Genomic DNA, 16,993 nt, shown 5'->3' with positions numbered 1-16,993 from the left:
GGCACGCACCCACGCGCACCCGCGGGCCCGCGCACGCACCCGTAGTCCACCCGCACGCACGCACCCGCACCGGGCGCGCACCCCCACGCGCACCCGCGCGGGGCGGTCAGTCGGCGGCAGCCGCGCCGGGGATCGCGCCGATGAGCTCCCGCGTATACGGGTCGGCCGGGGCGTCGAAGATCCGCTCGGCCGTCGCCTGCTCCAGGATGCGGCCGCCGCGCATCACGGCGACGCGGTCGGAGATCTGGCGGATCACCCCGAGGTCGTGGGAGATGAACAGGTAGGTCAGCCCGTGCTCGGCCTGCAGATCCACGAGCAGCTGCAGCACCTGCTCCTGCACCGACACGTCGAGCGCGGACACCGGCTCGTCGAGCACGATGAGCTCCGGACGCAGCGCGATCGCGCGCGCGATCGCGACACGCTGACGCTGTCCGCCCGAGAGCTGGGCGGGACGCCGGGTGAGGAGGTCGGTCGACAGGCGCACCTGCCCCAGCAGGTCGCGCACGATCGAGGTGCGCTCCGCGCGGGCCACACCGAACGCCTGCAACGGCTCCGCGATGAGCTTCGCCACACTCATCCGCGGATCGAGCGAGCCGAAGGGGTTCTGATAGACGACCTGGATGCGGCGACGCAGCTCGCGCAGCGCCGAGCCCCGCAGGTCGGTGATGTCCTCACCATCGAACCGGATCTCGCCCTCGTCGCTCGGAATGATCCTCGCGACCATGCGCGCCGTCGTGCTCTTGCCCGATCCGGACTCGCCGACGAGCGAGAAGGTCGTCCCGCGCGCGACCGAGAAGTCCACGGCCTCGACGGCGCGGGTGCCGCGGCTGCCGCCGTACGTCTTGCCGAGGCCCGAGACCTCCAGCAGCGGCGCTCCGCTCTCGGGGACGACACGGTCGACGACGCTGGCCGACGGGGTGAGCCGTCGCGCATTGAGGCCCGGCGCCGCGGCGACCAGGCGCTGCGTGTACGGATGCGTCGGGTCTGCCAGCACGAGCTCGGCCGGACCGCTCTCGACGATCTCGCCCTTCTCGACCACGATGATGCGATCGGCACGGTCGGCGGCGACAGCCAGGTCGTGCGTCACCAGCAGCACGGCGGTGCCGTGCGCCTCGGCGAGTGCCTGCATCCGATCGAGCACGTGGCGCTGCACGGTCGCGTCCAGCGCACTGGTCGGCTCGTCCGCGATCACGAGTGCGGGCTCGCACGCCCACGCGATGCCGATGAGGATGCGCTGGCGGAGGCCGCCCGAGAGCTCGTGCGGATACTGGCCCGCGCGCAGCGGCGCCTCGGGCACGCCGACCTCGGTGATGATCTCCACGGCGCGACGGGCCGCGTCCGCCCGCGAGAGGCCGCGGTGGCGGCGCAGAGTCTCGGCGATCTGCTCACCCACGCGCATCAGCGGATTCAAGCTGTGGGAGGGGTCCTGCGGCACGAAACCGATCCGTCCGCCCCGGATGCGGCGCAGCGCCGACGCCGAAGCGGTGGTGATCTCGGTGCCGTCGAAGACGATCGATCCGCCGCGCACGTGGGCCTCGGCGGGCAGGAGCTTCACGAGTGCGTGGGCGATCGTGCTCTTGCCGGATCCCGACTCGCCGACGACGGCGACGATCTCGCCGGGGTTCACCTCGAGGTCGATGCCGCGCAGTGCGCGGTGGGAACGGCGTCCGGTGCCGTAGTCGACGCGCAGATCCGTGACGCGCAGCAGAGGGGCGGTCATCGGTCACCTCCGATGAAGCGTGCGACGCGGTTGACGGAGAGGACGACCGCGAGGATGACGGCGCCGGGCAGCAGACTCAGCCAGGGCGCGATGGCGACGAAGTCGCGCCCTGCCGATACGAGCGCGCCCCACTCGGGCGCCGGCGGCTGAGCGCCGAAGCCGAGGAAGCTCAGCGCCGACACCGACAGGATGGCGAGGGCGAGCTCGAGCGATGCCATCGCGATGATGGGGCGGGCCGCGTTCGGCATCACGTGACGCACGAGGATCGCGGGGCCGCGGGCGCCGAGCGTCCGGGCCGCTTCGACGTACTCCTCGCTGCGCACGCGCAGCACCTGTGAGCGCATGACACGGGCGAACGACCCGGCCGTGCCGAGTCCGACGCCGAGGGCGATCGAGAGGGGACCGAACCCGAGCGAGGCGACGACGATGAGGGCGAGCAGGATGCCGGGGATCGCGATGAGCACGTCGACGAAGCGCATGACCACGAAGTCGAGCGGTCCGCCCACGTAGCCGCACACGAGGCCGACGATGGAACCGATGAGCACACCCGCGACGACGGCGAGCACGGCGGAGGACAGAGAGAGTTGGGCGCCGTAGATCACGCGCGAGAACACGTCGCGCGCGAGGTGGTCGGTGCCGAACAGATGCTCCGCGCTCGGCGGCTCGAGCCGGGCGGTGCCCACCGAGTCGTACGGATCGTACGGGGCGAGCAGCTGCGGGGCGACGACGGCGACGAGCGTCAGCAGTAGGAGCAGGAGGGAGAGCAGGAGGCCGGGTCTGCGAAGGATGCTCATCGCGCACCCGCCTTTCGTCCCACGAGCCGCGTTCGGGTGCGCGGGTCGATCACGCCGTAGAGTCCGTCGACGATGAGGGTCACGATGGCGTAGACGGTCGCGACGACGACGACCACGCCGAGCACCACGTTCACATCGCGGGCCAGCACGGCGTCGACGGTGAGCCGGCCGATCCCGTCTCGGGAGAACACGGTCTCGACCACGGCGGTGCCGCCGGCGAGGTAGCCGATCTGCAGGCCGATGATCGTGATCGAGGGCAGCAGGGCGTTGCGCAGCACGTGCCGCACCACCACCGTCCGCTGCGCGAGGCCCTTCGCGTTGGCGGTGAAGACGAAGGGGCTGGCGCCGGCGTCGAAGACGGCGGCGGAGAAGACCTGGAAGAAGATGGCTCCGGTCGGCAGCGCGAGGGTGATGCCCGGCAGCACGACGCTCGCGAAGCCGTTGGTGCCGGATGCAGGGAACCATCCGAGTCCGAACGAGAACACGCTGATGAGCACGAGGCCCGACAGGAACGCCGGGATGGCGATGCCGAGCGGCGGGATCTGGGTGACGAACGCCCGCATCCACGCGGGTCTGGCGATGTACGCCCAGACGGTGAATGCGAGGGCGGCGACGAAGCCCACCACGAGCGCGAACACGGCCACGGCGGCGGTGTTCGGGAAGGCACGGCCGATCATCTCCGCGACGGGCTGGCCCGTGGCGATCGAGATGCCGAGGTCGCCGCGGAAGAGGGCGAGGAAGTTGACGATGTACTGCTGCCAGACCGGCCCGTCCAGCCCGTAACGCTCGCGGAGCGCCGCGAGCTGGGCGGGGTCGGTCGTGGTGGCGTCGCCGCCGCGCAGGGAGAGCGCGGCGAGGATGGGGTCCCCGGGCAGCGCGTGGATCAGCAGGAAGGCGACGGTGTAGGTCGCCCAGATCACGAAGAGGCACTGCACGATCTTCGGGATCAGGAAGCGGGCGATCGCCTGTGCCCGCCCTCCCGCTGAGGCCACGCGCTGCTCGGGGATGGTCATCAGTTCGAGACCACCGCGGCGTCGTAGAGGTGCAGACGCGAAGCCGAGTCGAAGGTGATGCCCTCGACGCCGGCGCGCGAGCCGTGCAGCTGCACGGTCTCCAGCGTCGGGATCACGTAGGCACGCTCGGCGACGATCTGCTGGATCTCGTCGACGATCTTCTGGCGAGCGGCGACGTCGGCCGTCTGGGACTGCTTCTGCAGGAGGCCCTCGAGCTCCGCGTCGTCGACGATGCCCCAACGGGAGGGGGACGCCGTCGACAGCAGGGTGCGCAGCGCGTCGGGGTCCGTGCGGGTCAGACCCGCGCCGAGGGCGTCGTAGTCGCCGGAGGCGATGGCGCCGAAGAAGTCACCGGAGGAGACCATCTTCAGCTGCATGTCGATGCCGATCTCCTTGAGCTGGATCTGCGCCGCCTCGAGCACGTCCTGCGCGTAGAAGGCCGTGACCGTGAAGCTGAGCGGCTGACCGCCCTTCGCGTAGATGCCGTCGGAGCCGAGTGTCCATCCGTCGTCCTCGAGCAGCTTCTTCGCGGCATCCGCGTCGAAGGCGAGGGTGTCGCCGAGATCGGTGTAGCCAGGGGTCGAGGAGGTCAGCACGCTCGTGGGCGCCTTGCCGCTCATGGAGCCGGCGAGGACGTTGATCTTGTCGCGGTCGAGACCCTTGGTGACCGCCTGGCGCACCGCCTCGTCGGCGAGCACGCCGCGCGAGGTGTTGACGACGAGCGAGTTCGGAACGCCGGGGTTCGCCTTCGCGTACAGGTGGTACTTGTCACCGGAGAAGCGCGCCTCGTCGACGTAGGGCACGTCCTGGATGACGTCGTACTCGCCGGACTCGAGACCGCCGGTGCGCACCGACGGCTCGGTGATGATCGGGAAGGTGACCGAGTCGAGGTAGGCCTCGCCCTCGTGACCGCGCAGCGACGACGCCCAGTCGTAGCCGTCACGCTTGACGATCTTCACGGCGTCGTTGGGCACGTACGAGTCGAGCACGAACGGGCCGGTGCCGGCGACGGCCTGGCAGCGCGCCTCGGCGGTCTCGGCGACCGTGGCGGGCGAGAGGATGCCGAGCGACATCGTGGTGGCGCCCTGCTGGAACTGCACGTTGGGGGCGGAGAAGTTCACCGTGAACTCGGTGTCGCTCGTAACGTCGGTTCCCGCGTAGCCGGCGAGGTAGCCGTTGGCGAGGGATGCGGATGCGCCGAGCGCCTTGATCGCGTCGAAGTTCGCGGCGACCGCCTCGGAGGTCAGCGGGGTGCCGTCGCTGAAGGTGACGCCGTCACGCAGCGTGAAGCTGTAGGACATGAGGTCGTCCGCGACGGTCCAATCGCTCGCGAGCCACGGCACGATCTCGCCGGTGTCGGGGTTCTGGTCGAGCAGCGAGTCCGTCAGCTGACGGCCGACGATGAGCGAGGTGGTCACCGACGACTGCTGCGGGTCGAGGCAGGTCGGGTCCTCCTTGAGCGCGAAGACGATGTCCTGCGGCAGATCGGCGGCGGGGGTCGCGGAATCGACGGCGGGAGCCGAAGCGGCGCAGCCTGCGAGGGTCGCCACGGCGAGTCCCGCGAGAAGCGGGAGGGCGACGCGTCGGGCGCCGCCGGATCGGATGAGGGTCACGGGATCTCCTTGATGCGGGAAGGGGTCGGGTGGTGCATGGGGGGAGGTCAGAGGGGAAGAGCGCCTGCGACGAGCTCGCCGCGGGCGACGACGGCCACGAGGTTCTCGGGGCGCAGGGTCTCGATGTCCTGCCAGGGCTTGCCGCGGACCACGAGGAAGTCGGCACCGAGGCCGGCCTTCAGGCGCCCTGTGGTGCCGGTCAGGCGCACCGCGTCCGCCGCATCCGAGGTGCCCGCGATGAGCGCGCGCTCGGAGCTCCACGAGAATGCCGTCTTCATGAGGCGGAGCTCCTCGAGCTGGTCGCCGAAGCGCACCATGACGCCGTTCGCGTCGGTGCCGAGCACGAAGCGCACACCGGCCGCGGCCGCGCCCGTGAAGTTCGCGTCCCGCTCGATCACCACGGCGCGCGCCTTCTCGGCCGCCTCGTCGCTGACCGGGATGCGGCGATCGGCGATCGCGTCGTTGATGAGCAGGGTGGGAGCGATCGGCACGTTGCGCTCGATCAGCGTCTCCCAATGGCGCTCCTCGATGCCGGTGCCGTGCTCGAGCGAGTCGACCTCGAACCGCAGAGCGATGTCGACGCCCTCCGCGCTGTGCGTGTGGGCGGCCACGAGCATGCCGAGAGCGTGCGCCTCGTCGACGGTCGCGGCGATCTCGGCATCCGTCTGGTTGCGCCAGCCGACCTTGTCGCCCATCGAGAGCACGCCACCGCTCGTGTAGATCTTGATGCCGTCCGCACCGGCGCGCGCCCACTGGCGCACGAGCTTGCGGCACTCGTCGGGCGAGTCGGCCACCGGCGGACGGTGCGGGTAGTGGGGCGGCGTGAACAGGTCACCGTGTCCGGCGGTCATCCCGACGGGCCCGTTCACGAGCAGACGGGGGCCGGGGACGAGTCCCGCCTCCAGTGCACGGGCCACGGCGTACTGCACCTCGCTGCCCGACAGATCGCGCAGGGTCGTGATACCCGCGGCCGCCGCACGTCGGGTGTGCGCGAGGACGTGCAGCGAGCGCTCCGCGGCCGGGGTGATGATCGGCCAGGTGAGCCAGTCGGCGCCGGGGGCCGCCGACGCGTCGAGGTGGACGTGCGTATCGATCAGCCCCGGAATGAGGCTGTACTCGGGCGTGCCCTCGGCGCTCTCGACGGCCGTGATGCGTCCGTCCTGCCAGGACAGGCGGGCCGCACCGAGATCGCGCTCGCCGTCCCAGACGTGCAGGACGGGGGTGGTGACAGAGGTGGACACGGCGATCTCCCGGGGGCGAGGAGGGCGGAGGGGGACGGGGTGGGCAACGCTGACCGATCGTCACGATACCGAGGAACATGGCCGACAAATCGACAAGTGTTGACATACGGCGGAATATTTACCGAAGCGAAACACGAGCAACACGCAAGAAATCGCCATCAGGGATGATCTGAGCGACCGATCCCGTGCCGCGGGAACGCTCACTTATCGACAAGCAGCCCGACAGGAGCTTCCATGCAGACCGCCGAGATCCAGACCGGGCGCCGTGTCGTCGTGGTACTCGAACCCGGGGACGAGATCCTCACCTCGCTCGCCGACGCCTGCCGCCGCCACGGCATCGCCCAGGCGGCGATCTCGACCTTCAGCGGCGCGTTTCGCACCGTGCGCCTCATCGCTGCAGAGACACCCGCCGCGGATCCCGAGGCTCCCATGCCGACCGCCGTCGACGTTCCCTACACGGAGGGCCTCGGCTCGGGCACGATCACGACCGCATCCGACGGCGCGCTCGTCGTCCACGTGCACGTGGCGGTCGGGGTGAAGGACGACGCCGCCCGCGCCTACGCGGGGCATCTCCTCTCGGGCGAGACGCACTACGTCGTCGAGGTGGTACTGGACGAGATCCTCTCCCCCGTCCTCGAGCGGCGTCCGCATCCGGGATCCGCGGGACTTCCGATCCTTCAGATCGCCCCCGCGACTGCGCCATGATGTTCTCAGCCGTGCTCGCGACCCGGAAGGTCCCGCTGTGACGTATCTGCCGCTGCCCCGCCCGCTCGGCGATCGCGCCCACCTTCGCGTCCTCCACGGTCTGCTGCGCTTCGTACGCGAAGCCGCGGCCAGCCGCACCCCCCTCCCGGGCGAGTTGGAGCTGACGGCGCGCCTCGAGTGCACGCGGCAGCAGCTGCGCAACGCGATGGCCGCCCTCGAGGCCCAGGGGATCGTCCGCCGCCGACAGGGTTCGGTGACGACCGTGGACCCGATCGCGCTGCGGCTGAGCGTGCGCCTGGAGGAGCAGTTCGAGCACACCGACCTGCTCGACCGCCTCGGCTACCAGTCCGAGGTCGAGACGCTCTCCAGCGGTACGAAGGCCCTCGGCCCGGATGCCGGCGCGCTCATGGAACTGGCGGCCGAGATGCCCGCGCTCGCCGTGCGCAAACGCTGGCGCGCCGATGGTGTCGTGGCGATGATCGCCGACGACCTGCTTCCGCTCGACACCGCCGAGCGGAGCTTCGATCCCGACGAGTCCGTCTTCACCGCGGCGGCGAAGGTCTGGGGCGAACCGGTCATCTGGGAGGTCTCGACGCCGGGCGTCGCGACCCTCCACGGCGAACTCGCGACGCTGTTCGAGCGGGCGGAGGGCTCGCCCGTCATGACCTCCGAGATCGTGGGGATCGGCGCCAGCGGGCGCCGCCTGATGCACAGCTTCGAGTACCACGCGCCCGACATCGTGTCGTATTCGCTCGTGCGCACCGTCCGCCCGCCGTGGGGCGGCGCCTGAGCCCCGCATCCGCGTCCGCTCCGCTCCGCATCCGCATCCGCATCCGGGCCCGCATCCGCGTCCGGGTCCGCTCGCCCCGGTCGCGGTCACCGTACGGGCGCTCCCTGAGCCCGTTCGCCTGTCACAGATCGCGCCTTCCGCGTGGATCTGTGACAGGCGAGCGAGCAAACTTCATGCCCACCTGTCACAGAAGGCGCCCCGGGCCACGATCTGTGACAGGGGAAGCTGAGAGCCGCGCCGCGGGAGTCAGACCCAGAAGCCGACGTGCGCCTTCGCGGCCTCGTCCTCGAGCAGCGGGCCGACGACCTCGATCTCGCGCTGACCGCGCGCGAACACCTCGCGGCAGGGAAGCGAGAACGTCGGGTTCTCGGGGTGGTCGCCCGTGAGCTCGAGCAGCCGGTGCTCGCTGAGCGCGTAGACCACACGGTCGATGCCGCACCAGTACGCGGCACCCGAGCACATGGCGCACGGCTCGGCGCTCGTGAACAGGGTCGAGCCCTTCATCCCTTCGGCTCCCAGCACCCGGAACGCGGCGGCGACAGCCTGAAGCTCCGCGTGCTGAGTGGGGTCTCCCTCGGGGGGCAGGGAGTTGTTGCCGCACGAGGAGACGACCTCGCCCGCGGCGCTCACGACGATCGACCCGAACGGATGCGTGCCGTGCGCGACCGCGTCTTCGGCGACCTGGATGCTCTGGCGCAGATGGGCGAGGTCGGCGTCTGTCAGTGAGTGCGTCACGAATCTCTCCTTGTGAACAAGTGCTACGAACCGACTTTCACCGTAGCGGCCAGACCCGCCAAAATCCGGGGTGAGCATTACGCGGGTGTTACAAGTCGCGAACGAGATTCGCTCCACTTGTCGACAAGTTGTGCGAAGCGGATAGCGTTCCGCTGTACCTCCCACCCGCATCCGAAGGGAACCCATGTCGCAGAACCACGTTGCGCGTATCGACGAGACGACGATCCGCGCGCTGCCCAAGGCCGAGGTGCACGTGCACCTCGAGGGCACGTTCTCGCTGCTCGACATGCTGACGCTGGCGAAGGAGAACGACGTCGCGCTGCCTGGACCCGCCGCGACGCTGTTCGACATCTCCACACACGACGCCTTCGCCGCCCCCGCGATCACCACCGGGGGCGGCGCGGGCGCCGGTTCCGCAGGTCTCAGCGGGTTCCTCCGGTTCCTGGACTGGCAGTGCGGGCTGGTGCGCACCCCGGCGCAGGCAGCCCGGGTCGCCTACGCGTTCGCCGTACGTCAGAGCGCCTCCGGCATCCGCTACAGCGACGTCATCGTCAACCCCACGCACTGGAACGCGTGGCGCGGCCGCGAGCTCGACCTGCTCGACGCGCTGGGCGCCGGGTTCGACGAGGCGGAGCAGGACGGCCTCTGCCAGGTGGGCGTCGCGTACTCCCTGCTGCGCAGCCAGTCCGGTGCCGAGGCGGAACGTCTGGTCGGCGAGCTCGTCGCCGCCAGGCCGCGTCGTGTGATCGCCCTGTCGATCGACGGCGACGAGAAAGTCACCGGCCGCACCGGCGAGAAGTTCCGGGGCGCGTTCGCGCTGGCCGCATCCGCGGGTCTGCACCGCACCGTGCACGCCGGAGAGTCGAGCGGCCCCGAGGGCGTGTGGGATGCGGTCGACCTGCTGCAGGCGGAGCGCATCGACCACGGCGTGCGCTCGATCGAGGATCCGGACCTCATCGACCGGCTCATCGCCGACGGCATCAGCCTCGGCGTGTGCCCGCGCTCGAACCTCACGCTCGGCATCTACCCCGACTGGGACTCCCACCCCCTCCCGCGCCTGCTGGCCGCCGGCGTCTCGGTCACGTTGAACACGGACGACCCGGCACCGCTGGGCACCACCCTCGAGACCGACTGGGCGGTGGCGGCCGAGCAGTTCGGATTCGACCACACGGATCTGGTCGGCTTCGCCGCACGCTCCATCGACGCGTCGTTCGCCGACGTCGACACGAAGAGCCGGCTGCACGCCGAGCTCGCGGCCGTGAGCGAGGTCGCCCCGGTATGAGCGGTCGCCGTCGCCTGACCCTCCTGGCCGCCGCTTGCGGCGCAGGAGCGGTCGTCGTGGCGACGGCACTCACCGGCGCGGCCCTGGCCCGCACCGACGACTCCGTCGAGCTCGCACCCCTCATCGCCGGCTGGGGCACGCACTGGCAGGTCACCGGCACGAAGTCGGAGCCGCTGTACACCGAGCGCATCGACGCGCGGCGCGAGGGCGACGCGTTCCAGGTGCGCATCGAGGTCATCGGTCAGGGCGACACCGCCCTGGGCACACAGCGCAGCGCCGTCTCGGTGGATGCGGCCGGCACCATCGCCTGGACCGAGGGGTGCACCAAGGACGCCGCGAACTGCGCCGACGACACGCAGCTGCGCGGCTTCCTCGCGACCGCCGCCCTCATCGCCCTGGACCGCCAGGGGCGGCTGCCGGCCACCGGGACGGCCCGCACCCTGCACAGGACACCGGTGGTCTGCGTGGCCGATGCCGCGTTGCACCCGGATGCGGCCGCCGCCGACGTGCGGCTCGACCCGTGCTTCGACCGCGCCACCGGAGCCGTGCTCGCGCACTGGTCCCCCGACAGCGCGGCCTTCGTGGGGGCCACCCTCGCCCCCGGCTTCACCGTCTCGACCTCCTGACCCGCACCATCCGAACCTGCCACACCCACCCGAAAGGACACCGCAATGCGTCTTCGCCCCCTCCTCGCCGCGGCCATCGCCGCGACGGCCGCGCTCGCACTCGCCGGTTGCTCCGGCACCGCCGACGCCACGTCGTCCTCCGCCGCATCCGATCACGTGATCCGCGTCGGTGCCCTCACCCCCGGCAACGCGAACGACGGCGCCTTCAACCAGGCGCTGGCCGACGCCCTCGCCAAACTCCAGGACGAGGGACTCATCACCTACGAGCTGCGTGAGCAGATGGCCGACCCCGCCACCAGCGAGCCCGTCGTCGCCGACTTCGCCAGCCAGGGATTCGACCTGGTCATCGGACACGGCATCGAGCTCGGCGACGCGATCTTCTCCGTCGCCAAGGACTTCCCCGACACGCACTTCACCGCCTCGGGCGGTGCCGACATCCTCGACAAGTACACCGACAACGTCGAGACGTGGACCTACAGCACGCCCGAGGTGGGCTACCTCTCCGGCTACATCGCGGGCCTCACGCAGGCATCGCCGATCGGACGCGTGGAGAGCCTGGAGCTGGACTTCGTGAAGGCGACGGACTCCTTCTTCCAGCAGGGCGCACTCGCGGCGAACCCGTCGGCCGAGCTGCTTCCCGTCGTCTACGCCGGGAGCTTCGACGACGCCGAGGCCGCCGCATCCGCGACCACGGGCCTCATCGGCCAAGGCGCGAAGCTCGTCTACACGACCGGCGACGGCATCGCCGCCGGAGTCGGTGCCGCGGCCTCCAAGGCGGGCGTCCTCTCCGTGGGCGTCTCCCCCGCCGCCGGCGCCGAGGCTCTCAAGACCAACGTGTCCACGGTCGATCTCGACATGTACCCGATCGTCAAGGCGTGGGTCGAAGAGGTCGCGGACAAGAAGTTCGGCGGCAAGGGCGTCACCTCGACGCTCGAGAACGGCGGACTGGTCTACCAGGACATCAACAGCGTCGACGGCGCCGTGCCTGCCGACGTCGCCTCGAAGGTCGAAGAGCTCATCGCGGGCCTCAAAGACGGAAGTGTCACCATCTCCTGATGACCACCCCCACCCCTGAGACCGACCGGGCGCTCGTCGCCCGGTCGGTCTCCAAGAGCTTCGGCGCCGTCCACGCCCTGGATGCCGTCGATTTCGCCGTGCGCGCCGGCACCGTGCACGCCCTCGTCGGCGAGAACGGCGCGGGCAAGTCGACGCTGGCCAAGATCCTCGCCGGGATCGAGTCAGCGGATGCGGGCACGATGACGCTCGACGGATCCTCCTATGCGCCCCGCGACCGCGCGGCCGGCAAGGGGCGCGGCGTCAACATGGTCCCGCAGCAGTTGAGCCTCGTGGGCGAGCTGAGCCTGGTGGAGAACCTGCTGCTCGTGGGTTCGACGCGCATCGCCCGCCGTGGCGCCGCACGCGCGGCCCTGGCGGACACGCTCGAGCGCGCCGGCGTGAGTGTCGACCTCGACGTCCCCACCGCACGGCTGAGCCAGGCGCACCGCCAGCTCGGCGAGATCGTGGTCGCTCTCGCCGAGGGCGCGACGACCCTCATCCTGGACGAACCCACCGCGAGTCTTGGCCCCCGCGAAGTGGGCGGTCTGTTCGAACACCTGCGCACGCTGTGCGGCCTGGGTACGGCGATCGTGCTCATCACTCACCGCCTCGAGGAGGTGCGTGCGGTCGCCGACGAGGTGACCGTCCTGTCGCACGGACGCCGTGTGCACCACGGCCCCGCGCGCGGCCTCTCCGCCGCCGAGGTCGCACGGCTCATGGTCGGCGACCTCGAAGAGCCTGCCGTGCGCGCGCCCCGCATCCCGGGCGAGACGGTGCTCGCCGTGCAGGGCGTCCACGCCTCGTCCGACACGGATGCGGCCCTGACGGATGTGTCCCTCGAACTCCGCGCCGGCGAGATCGTCGGCATCGCGGGCGTCGCCGGCAGCGGCCAGAACACGCTCATCGACGTGCTGGCGGGGCTGCGGGCACCCGCATCCGGATCCCTCGTCTTCCAGGGACGCACGGCGCCCTCCGCCGTCGAGCTGCTCCGCGGCGGCGTGGCGTGGATCCCCGAGGAGCGCAGCGACGCGCTCGTTCCCGCACTCTCGCTCGGCGACACCCTGGCGCTCTACGAGGCGGCCAGCGGCGTGCGCACCGACCGCCGCACCCGCGGTGAGGCGCGCGCCTCGGCCGGCGAGCGCCTCACCGCCTTCGATGTGAGACCCGCCGTCGCAACCCTCGCCGCGGGCGGTCTGTCCGGCGGCAACCAGCAGAAGCTGCTGGCCGCCCGCGAGCTCGGTCACAGCTGGCCCGGCGGCGCACCGCGCGTCGTGCTCGCGTACGGGCCGACCCAGGGACTGGATCTTCGGGCGGCCCAGGCCATCCGCGACCGCCTCATCCAGGCCGCAGAGGCGGGGGCGGCCGTCGCCGTCGCCTCGCACGACCTCGACGAGATCCGCGGTCTCGCCGACCGCATCGTCGTCGTCTTCGATGGGCGTATCGTCGCCGACCTGCCCGCGGCGAGAGCGACCACCGCCCGTATCGGCGCGGCGATGGCAGGACTCGACCCCGCAGAGGAGCCCTCATGACCGACTTCACCGACCTGTTGCCGACGACCGAGGAACTCGTGCACCTGCGCGCCGTCGCGGCGGGACACACGGCCCCCGATCTGATCGTGCGCGGCGGACTCGTGCAGTCGCCGGGCACCGAGGAGTGGCTCGAGCGCGACGTCCTCATCGCGGGGCGGCACATCGCGACGCTGACGCCGTGGGACCACGTCCCGACGGCGGGCGCCGAGATCGACGCGCGCGGATGCCACGTCGTGCCGGGCTTCATCGACACCCACCTGCACGTGGAGTACACGAACCTCACGCCGGGCGAGCTCGCCCGCCTCTCGGTCGCCCGCGGCACGACCACCGTGCTCACCGATCCGAACGGCGCGGCGAACGTCTGGGGCGCGCGAGGGATGGACCTGGCGTTGTCCACGACGACGCCGCTGCACGTGTTCCAGCAGGTCTCGCCGACCACCCCCACCTCTTTCGCACTGGAGCGCGGCGGTGCGGTCATCGAGGAGGAGGTCGTGCGCGCCCGCCTCCACGACGACAACACCGCGACCCTCGGGGAGTCCAACCCGTTCGACTACGGCGAGCTCTCCACCGGTCGTTTCCGCGAGGCGCTCGTCGCGGGTCGCCGTCTCACGGGCCACACGGCGGCGCAGACGCACGAGTCGCTCTGGGGCTACCTGGCGGCGGGCATCAGCGACGACCACAACGCCTCGACCGTCGACGAGGTGCTGGAGCGCACGCGCCTCGGCGCGATGATCACCGTGATGGGCTCGTCGCTGGCCGACAACACGGTCCCCCTGTTCGCCGATCTCGAGGCGATCGAGCCGGCGCTTCGCCACCTGAGCTTCTGCGCCGACGACAAGCACGCGCTCGACCTGCACACCCAAGGCCACATCGACCACCACGTGCGCCAGGCGATCCGTTTCGGTGTCGACCCGCAGCTCGCGTACCGCATGGCCACCACGCAGCCCGCGCACTACTACCGGCTCGACCAGGTGCTGGGCCTGCTCGCCCCCTCCCGCCTCGCGGATGTCCAGGTCATCCGCGACCTCGCCGAGGTGCGGCCGGAGGCCGTGATCGTCGCAGGGCGCCTCGTCGCCAGGGACGGCGCGGCCCTCTTCGAGAACACCGACGTGCTCCCCGACTGGGCGCGCGACACGGTGCACCTGCCGGAGGAGCTGCCGGCCGACCTGCTGGTCGTCGCCGCCCCCGAGGGCACCACGCGGGTGCGCGTGCGCGCGATGGAGATGTACAACGGCTACTTCAAGCGGGAGTTCACCGCATCCCTTCCGGTCGTGAACGGCCAGGTCGTGTCCGACCCCTCGCAGGACGTGCTCAAGATCGCGGTCGTCGACCGCCACCACGGCGAGGCGCTCGCGGGGCACGGCTTCGTGAAAGGCTTCGGCCTCGGCCGCGGCGCGATCGCGATCACGATGAACTGCCCGAACATGAACATCGCGGTCGTGGGCGCCGATGACGACGACATGCGTCTCGCGGTGGAGGAACTCGGCCGCATGGGCGGCGGTTTCGTGACGGTCGCCGACGGCGAGGTCCTCGCGCGCGTCGCGCTGCCGGTCGGCGGGATGATGAGCGACGCCCCGTTCGAGGAGACCGCCGCGGCCCTCGCGGCCGGGCACGCGGCGACCCACGAGCTGGGCTGCACGATCGCCTCGCCGTACATCATCCTGTCGTTCGTGGGGCTCTACGTGGTCCCCGACCTCGGTCTGACCGAACTCGGCCTGATCGACGCGGCGACGCAGCAGTTCGTCGACGTGCTCGTGCCGGGCCCCGTCGATGCCTGCGGCCACGACCCCGAGGAGCACGCGTGATCCGTTCCTCCCGGATGCGGTCCGTCGCCCTGACCGGCGGCGTGGTCGCCGCGGTCCTGCTGGTGGCGGTCGCACTCATCCTCTTCGCCGGCGCCGACCCGCTCACGGGTCTGCGCGGGCTGGTGGAGGGGGTCTCCAGCTCGCCGTACCGCGTGGGCGAGCTGCTCGTGGGGGCGGCTCCCGTGGCGATCGTCGCACTGACGCTGATTCCGGCGCTCCGGGCGGGCGTGTTCTCGGTCGGCGCCGAGGGCCAGGTCACAATGGGCGCGATCTTCGCGACCGCCGCCATCCTCTGGGTGCGCGACGGGACATCGGATGCGGCACCCGCCGCCGTCTACGCGCTGGTCGGATTCGTCGCCGGCGCCGTCGGCGGCGCCGCCTTCGCGCTGGTGCCGGCCTGGCTCGCCGTGCGCTGGCGGGTCAACGTCATCCTCTCGACCCTCCTCCTGAACTACGTCGCCACCGGCTTCCTCGGCTGGACGCTGCGCACCTGGCTCGCCAGCGGCGAGGCGACGGCGACACCGCAGAGCGAGCGGCTGCCTGACGCGGCGGCCCTTCCCGCTCTCATCCCGGGCACCCGCGCGCACGTCGGCATCCTGCTCGTCATCGTTGCCGTGGTGCTGTTCGAGTGGTGGCGCCGCTCGCGGCAGGCGACCCGCGTCGCCGTCTTTGCGGAGCGCCCCGCGCTCGCACTGCGCCTCGGCGCGACGCGGCAACGGACCCTCTACGGCACCATGCTCGTCTCCGGCGCCGGCGCCGGCGTCGTCGGATGGCTGCAGATCGCGGGCGTCAACGAGCGTCTGCTGGGCTCGGTCTCGGGCGGTGTCGGCTTCTCGGGTCTCGCCGTGGCCCTGCTCGGCGGCCTGCTTCCCGCCGGCATCGCCGTCGCGGCCGTCTTCTTCTCCGCACTCACGGTGGGCGCGGTCGGGATGCAGTCGGCGACCGGAACGATCCCGTCGTCCATCGCGGAGGTCATCAAGGGCGTCCTGCTGCTGGGCGTCGCGGTGATCGCGGCGTCACGGCCGGGGCTCGTCGCCCCCGCGCATCCGGGGCCGGCTCCGGCGCCGGATGACGGCGCCTTCTCCGCCGAGGAGATCACGGATGCGACGGCCGCATCCGGTGAACCGGTCGTCGAGGCCGAGATCGCCGCAGAGGAGGGAACCCGATGACCATCGCACTCTGGGCGTCGATCCTGGCCGGCGCCATCGCGCTGGCCGCCCCCCTCGTGATCGCGGGGATCGGCGAGGGCTTCGTCGAACGCGCGGGACGACTCAACCTCGGCATCGAGGGCATGATGATCCTCGGCGCCTTCACCGCCATCTATGTCGGCAGCTCGTTCGGCCCCTGGCTCGGTCTCGTCGCCGGCGCCGTCGTCGGCATCGCCCTGGCGCTTCTCATGAACGTGCTGGTCTACACGCTCAAGGCGAACGAGATCGTCGTCGGCCTCGCGATCACCATGCTGGGCCTCGGACTGTCGACCTACCTGTTCCAGCTCTGGATCCCCGCCGGCCGGACGAACGTGAGCGTTCCGACGATCGCCCCGATCGATCTCGGCCCGCTCACCGACATCCCGCTCATCGGACCTGCCCTCTTCGGACAGAGCCCGCTCGTGTACGCGACGCTCGTGCTGTTGGCCGCCGCGTGGCTGGTCATGCGCTTCACCCGTTTCGGCCTGCAGGTGCGCGCCACAGGCTCGGATCCCGCATCCGCGGCCCTGCGCGGAGTGCGCCCGCGCAGCGTCGGAGCACGGGCGCTGCTCATCGGCGGTGCGACGGCCGGCCTCGCCGGCGCGGTGATCGCCGTCGGGGCGATCGGCTCGTTCACACCCAACATGACGGCGGGCCGTGGCTACATCGTGCTCGCGATCGTGATCATGGGTCGGATGAACCCGATCGGCATCGCGTTGGGCGCCCTGCTGTTCGGTTTCCTGCAGAGCTTCTCCTTGCTCTCGCAGTCGACCAGCATCCAGCTTCCCAGCGAGCTCTACACGGCACTGCCGTACCTTGTGACCCTCGTCGTGCTCGTGCTCACCTCCCGTGCCCAGCTGCGCCGGCAGCTGTCCCGCCTCCGTCTGTCCTGACCCG

Annotated in this window: 15 protein-coding genes; 9 read left to right on the top strand and 6 right to left on the bottom strand. The window is 71.1% G+C overall.

Annotated elements, in window-relative coordinates:
- Positions 1-106: 106 nt before the first annotated feature.
- The 5 genes from LXM64_RS01755 to LXM64_RS01735 are packed head-to-tail and all read right to left on the bottom strand — an operon-like array spanning position 107 to position 6,381.
- Positions 107-1,720, bottom strand: coding sequence for a dipeptide ABC transporter ATP-binding protein (locus tag LXM64_RS01755; RefSeq protein ID WP_234074377.1), 1,614 nt, complete (start codon positions 1,718-1,720; stop codon positions 107-109).
- On the bottom strand, positions 1,717-2,514 hold the full coding sequence (locus tag LXM64_RS01750; protein WP_137418210.1) for an ABC transporter permease: 798 nt from the start codon (positions 2,512-2,514) through the stop codon (positions 1,717-1,719). Before LXM64_RS01750 ends, LXM64_RS01755 begins: the two co-directional genes overlap by 4 nt.
- Positions 2,511-3,527 (bottom strand): ABC transporter permease, encoded by a 1,017-nt coding sequence (locus tag LXM64_RS01745; protein WP_234074376.1) that lies wholly within the window; start codon positions 3,525-3,527, stop codon positions 2,511-2,513. Before LXM64_RS01745 ends, LXM64_RS01750 begins: the two co-directional genes overlap by 4 nt.
- Complete coding sequence (locus LXM64_RS01740; protein WP_234074375.1) at positions 3,527-5,140, bottom strand: ABC transporter substrate-binding protein; 1,614 nt, start codon at positions 5,138-5,140, stop codon at positions 3,527-3,529. The genes LXM64_RS01745 and LXM64_RS01740 overlap by 1 nt, the downstream gene beginning before the upstream one ends.
- Positions 5,141-5,187: 47 nt before the next feature.
- Positions 5,188-6,381: a metal-dependent hydrolase family protein gene (locus LXM64_RS01735; RefSeq protein WP_234074374.1), complete on the bottom strand. Its 1,194-nt coding sequence runs from the start codon at positions 6,379-6,381 to the stop codon at positions 5,188-5,190.
- A gap of 234 nt (positions 6,382-6,615) precedes the next feature.
- Here LXM64_RS01735 and LXM64_RS01730 point away from each other — a divergent pair, with 234 nt between their 5' ends.
- Both LXM64_RS01730 and LXM64_RS01725 read left to right on the top strand, forming a co-directional pair.
- On the top strand, positions 6,616-7,086 hold the full coding sequence (locus LXM64_RS01730) for a PCC domain-containing protein (RefSeq protein ID WP_234074373.1): 471 nt from the start codon (positions 6,616-6,618) through the stop codon (positions 7,084-7,086).
- 37 nt (positions 7,087-7,123) lie between these two features.
- Positions 7,124-7,876: a GntR family transcriptional regulator gene (locus tag LXM64_RS01725; RefSeq protein ID WP_234074372.1), complete on the top strand. Its 753-nt coding sequence runs from the start codon at positions 7,124-7,126 to the stop codon at positions 7,874-7,876.
- Between the two features lie 246 nt (positions 7,877-8,122).
- Here the strand turns inward: LXM64_RS01725 and LXM64_RS01720 are convergent, their stop codons facing one another.
- A complete protein-coding gene (locus tag LXM64_RS01720; protein WP_234074371.1) occupies positions 8,123-8,611 on the bottom strand; it encodes a nucleoside deaminase in 489 nt (162 codons plus the stop codon).
- 184 nt (positions 8,612-8,795) lie between these two features.
- Between LXM64_RS01720 and add the strand changes: the two genes are divergently transcribed.
- The 7 genes from add to LXM64_RS01685 are packed head-to-tail and all read left to right on the top strand — an operon-like array spanning position 8,796 to position 16,989.
- Positions 8,796-9,893: an adenosine deaminase gene (add, locus tag LXM64_RS01715; RefSeq protein ID WP_234074370.1), complete on the top strand. Its 1,098-nt coding sequence runs from the start codon at positions 8,796-8,798 to the stop codon at positions 9,891-9,893.
- Complete coding sequence (locus LXM64_RS01710; protein ID WP_234074369.1) at positions 9,890-10,519, top strand: hypothetical protein; 630 nt, start codon at positions 9,890-9,892, stop codon at positions 10,517-10,519. Before add ends, LXM64_RS01710 begins: the two co-directional genes overlap by 4 nt.
- Positions 10,520-10,564: 45 nt before the next feature.
- Positions 10,565-11,575 carry a BMP family lipoprotein gene (locus LXM64_RS01705; RefSeq protein WP_234074368.1) on the top strand — a complete coding sequence of 337 codons (1,011 nt, stop codon included), beginning with the start codon at positions 10,565-10,567 and terminating at the stop codon, positions 11,573-11,575.
- Positions 11,575-13,104: an ABC transporter ATP-binding protein gene (locus LXM64_RS01700; RefSeq protein WP_234074367.1), complete on the top strand. Its 1,530-nt coding sequence runs from the start codon at positions 11,575-11,577 to the stop codon at positions 13,102-13,104. Before LXM64_RS01705 ends, LXM64_RS01700 begins: the two co-directional genes overlap by 1 nt.
- The gene (locus LXM64_RS01695; RefSeq protein ID WP_234074366.1) at positions 13,101-14,909 is read left to right on the top strand and encodes an adenine deaminase C-terminal domain-containing protein; all 1,809 of its coding nucleotides are present in this window, start codon (positions 13,101-13,103) and stop codon (positions 14,907-14,909) included. The genes LXM64_RS01700 and LXM64_RS01695 overlap by 4 nt, the downstream gene beginning before the upstream one ends.
- Positions 14,906-16,078: an ABC transporter permease gene (locus tag LXM64_RS01690; protein ID WP_234074365.1), complete on the top strand. Its 1,173-nt coding sequence runs from the start codon at positions 14,906-14,908 to the stop codon at positions 16,076-16,078. Before LXM64_RS01695 ends, LXM64_RS01690 begins: the two co-directional genes overlap by 4 nt.
- Positions 16,075-16,989: an ABC transporter permease gene (locus tag LXM64_RS01685; RefSeq protein WP_234074364.1), complete on the top strand. Its 915-nt coding sequence runs from the start codon at positions 16,075-16,077 to the stop codon at positions 16,987-16,989. The genes LXM64_RS01690 and LXM64_RS01685 overlap by 4 nt, the downstream gene beginning before the upstream one ends.
- Positions 16,990-16,993 lie beyond the last annotated feature (4 nt).

This window comes from Microbacterium binotii (assembly GCF_021398715.1).
GTDB classification, from domain to species: domain Bacteria; phylum Actinomycetota; class Actinomycetes; order Actinomycetales; family Microbacteriaceae; genus Microbacterium; species Microbacterium binotii_A.
This window is presented reverse-complemented; position numbering and strand designations above follow the sequence as displayed.

Excerpts from the sequence above, each read along its gene's own strand:
- LXM64_RS01755 (WP_234074377.1), bottom strand. The coding sequence starts at position 1,720 with ATGACCGCCCCTCTGCTGCGCGTCACGGATCTGCGCGTCGACTACGGC.
- LXM64_RS01750 (WP_137418210.1), bottom strand. The coding sequence starts at position 2,514 with ATGAGCATCCTTCGCAGACCCGGCCTCCTGCTCTCCCTCCTGCTCCTA.
- LXM64_RS01745 (WP_234074376.1), bottom strand. The coding sequence starts at position 3,527 with ATGACCATCCCCGAGCAGCGCGTGGCCTCAGCGGGAGGGCGGGCACAG.
- LXM64_RS01730 (WP_234074373.1), top strand. The coding sequence starts at position 6,616 with ATGCAGACCGCCGAGATCCAGACCGGGCGCCGTGTCGTCGTGGTACTC.
- add (WP_234074370.1), top strand. The coding sequence starts at position 8,796 with ATGTCGCAGAACCACGTTGCGCGTATCGACGAGACGACGATCCGCGCG.
- LXM64_RS01710 (WP_234074369.1), top strand. The coding sequence starts at position 9,890 with ATGAGCGGTCGCCGTCGCCTGACCCTCCTGGCCGCCGCTTGCGGCGCA.
- LXM64_RS01705 (WP_234074368.1), top strand. The coding sequence starts at position 10,565 with ATGCGTCTTCGCCCCCTCCTCGCCGCGGCCATCGCCGCGACGGCCGCG.
- LXM64_RS01700 (WP_234074367.1), top strand. The coding sequence starts at position 11,575 with ATGACCACCCCCACCCCTGAGACCGACCGGGCGCTCGTCGCCCGGTCG.
- LXM64_RS01695 (WP_234074366.1), top strand. The coding sequence starts at position 13,101 with ATGACCGACTTCACCGACCTGTTGCCGACGACCGAGGAACTCGTGCAC.
- LXM64_RS01685 (WP_234074364.1), top strand. The coding sequence starts at position 16,075 with ATGACCATCGCACTCTGGGCGTCGATCCTGGCCGGCGCCATCGCGCTG.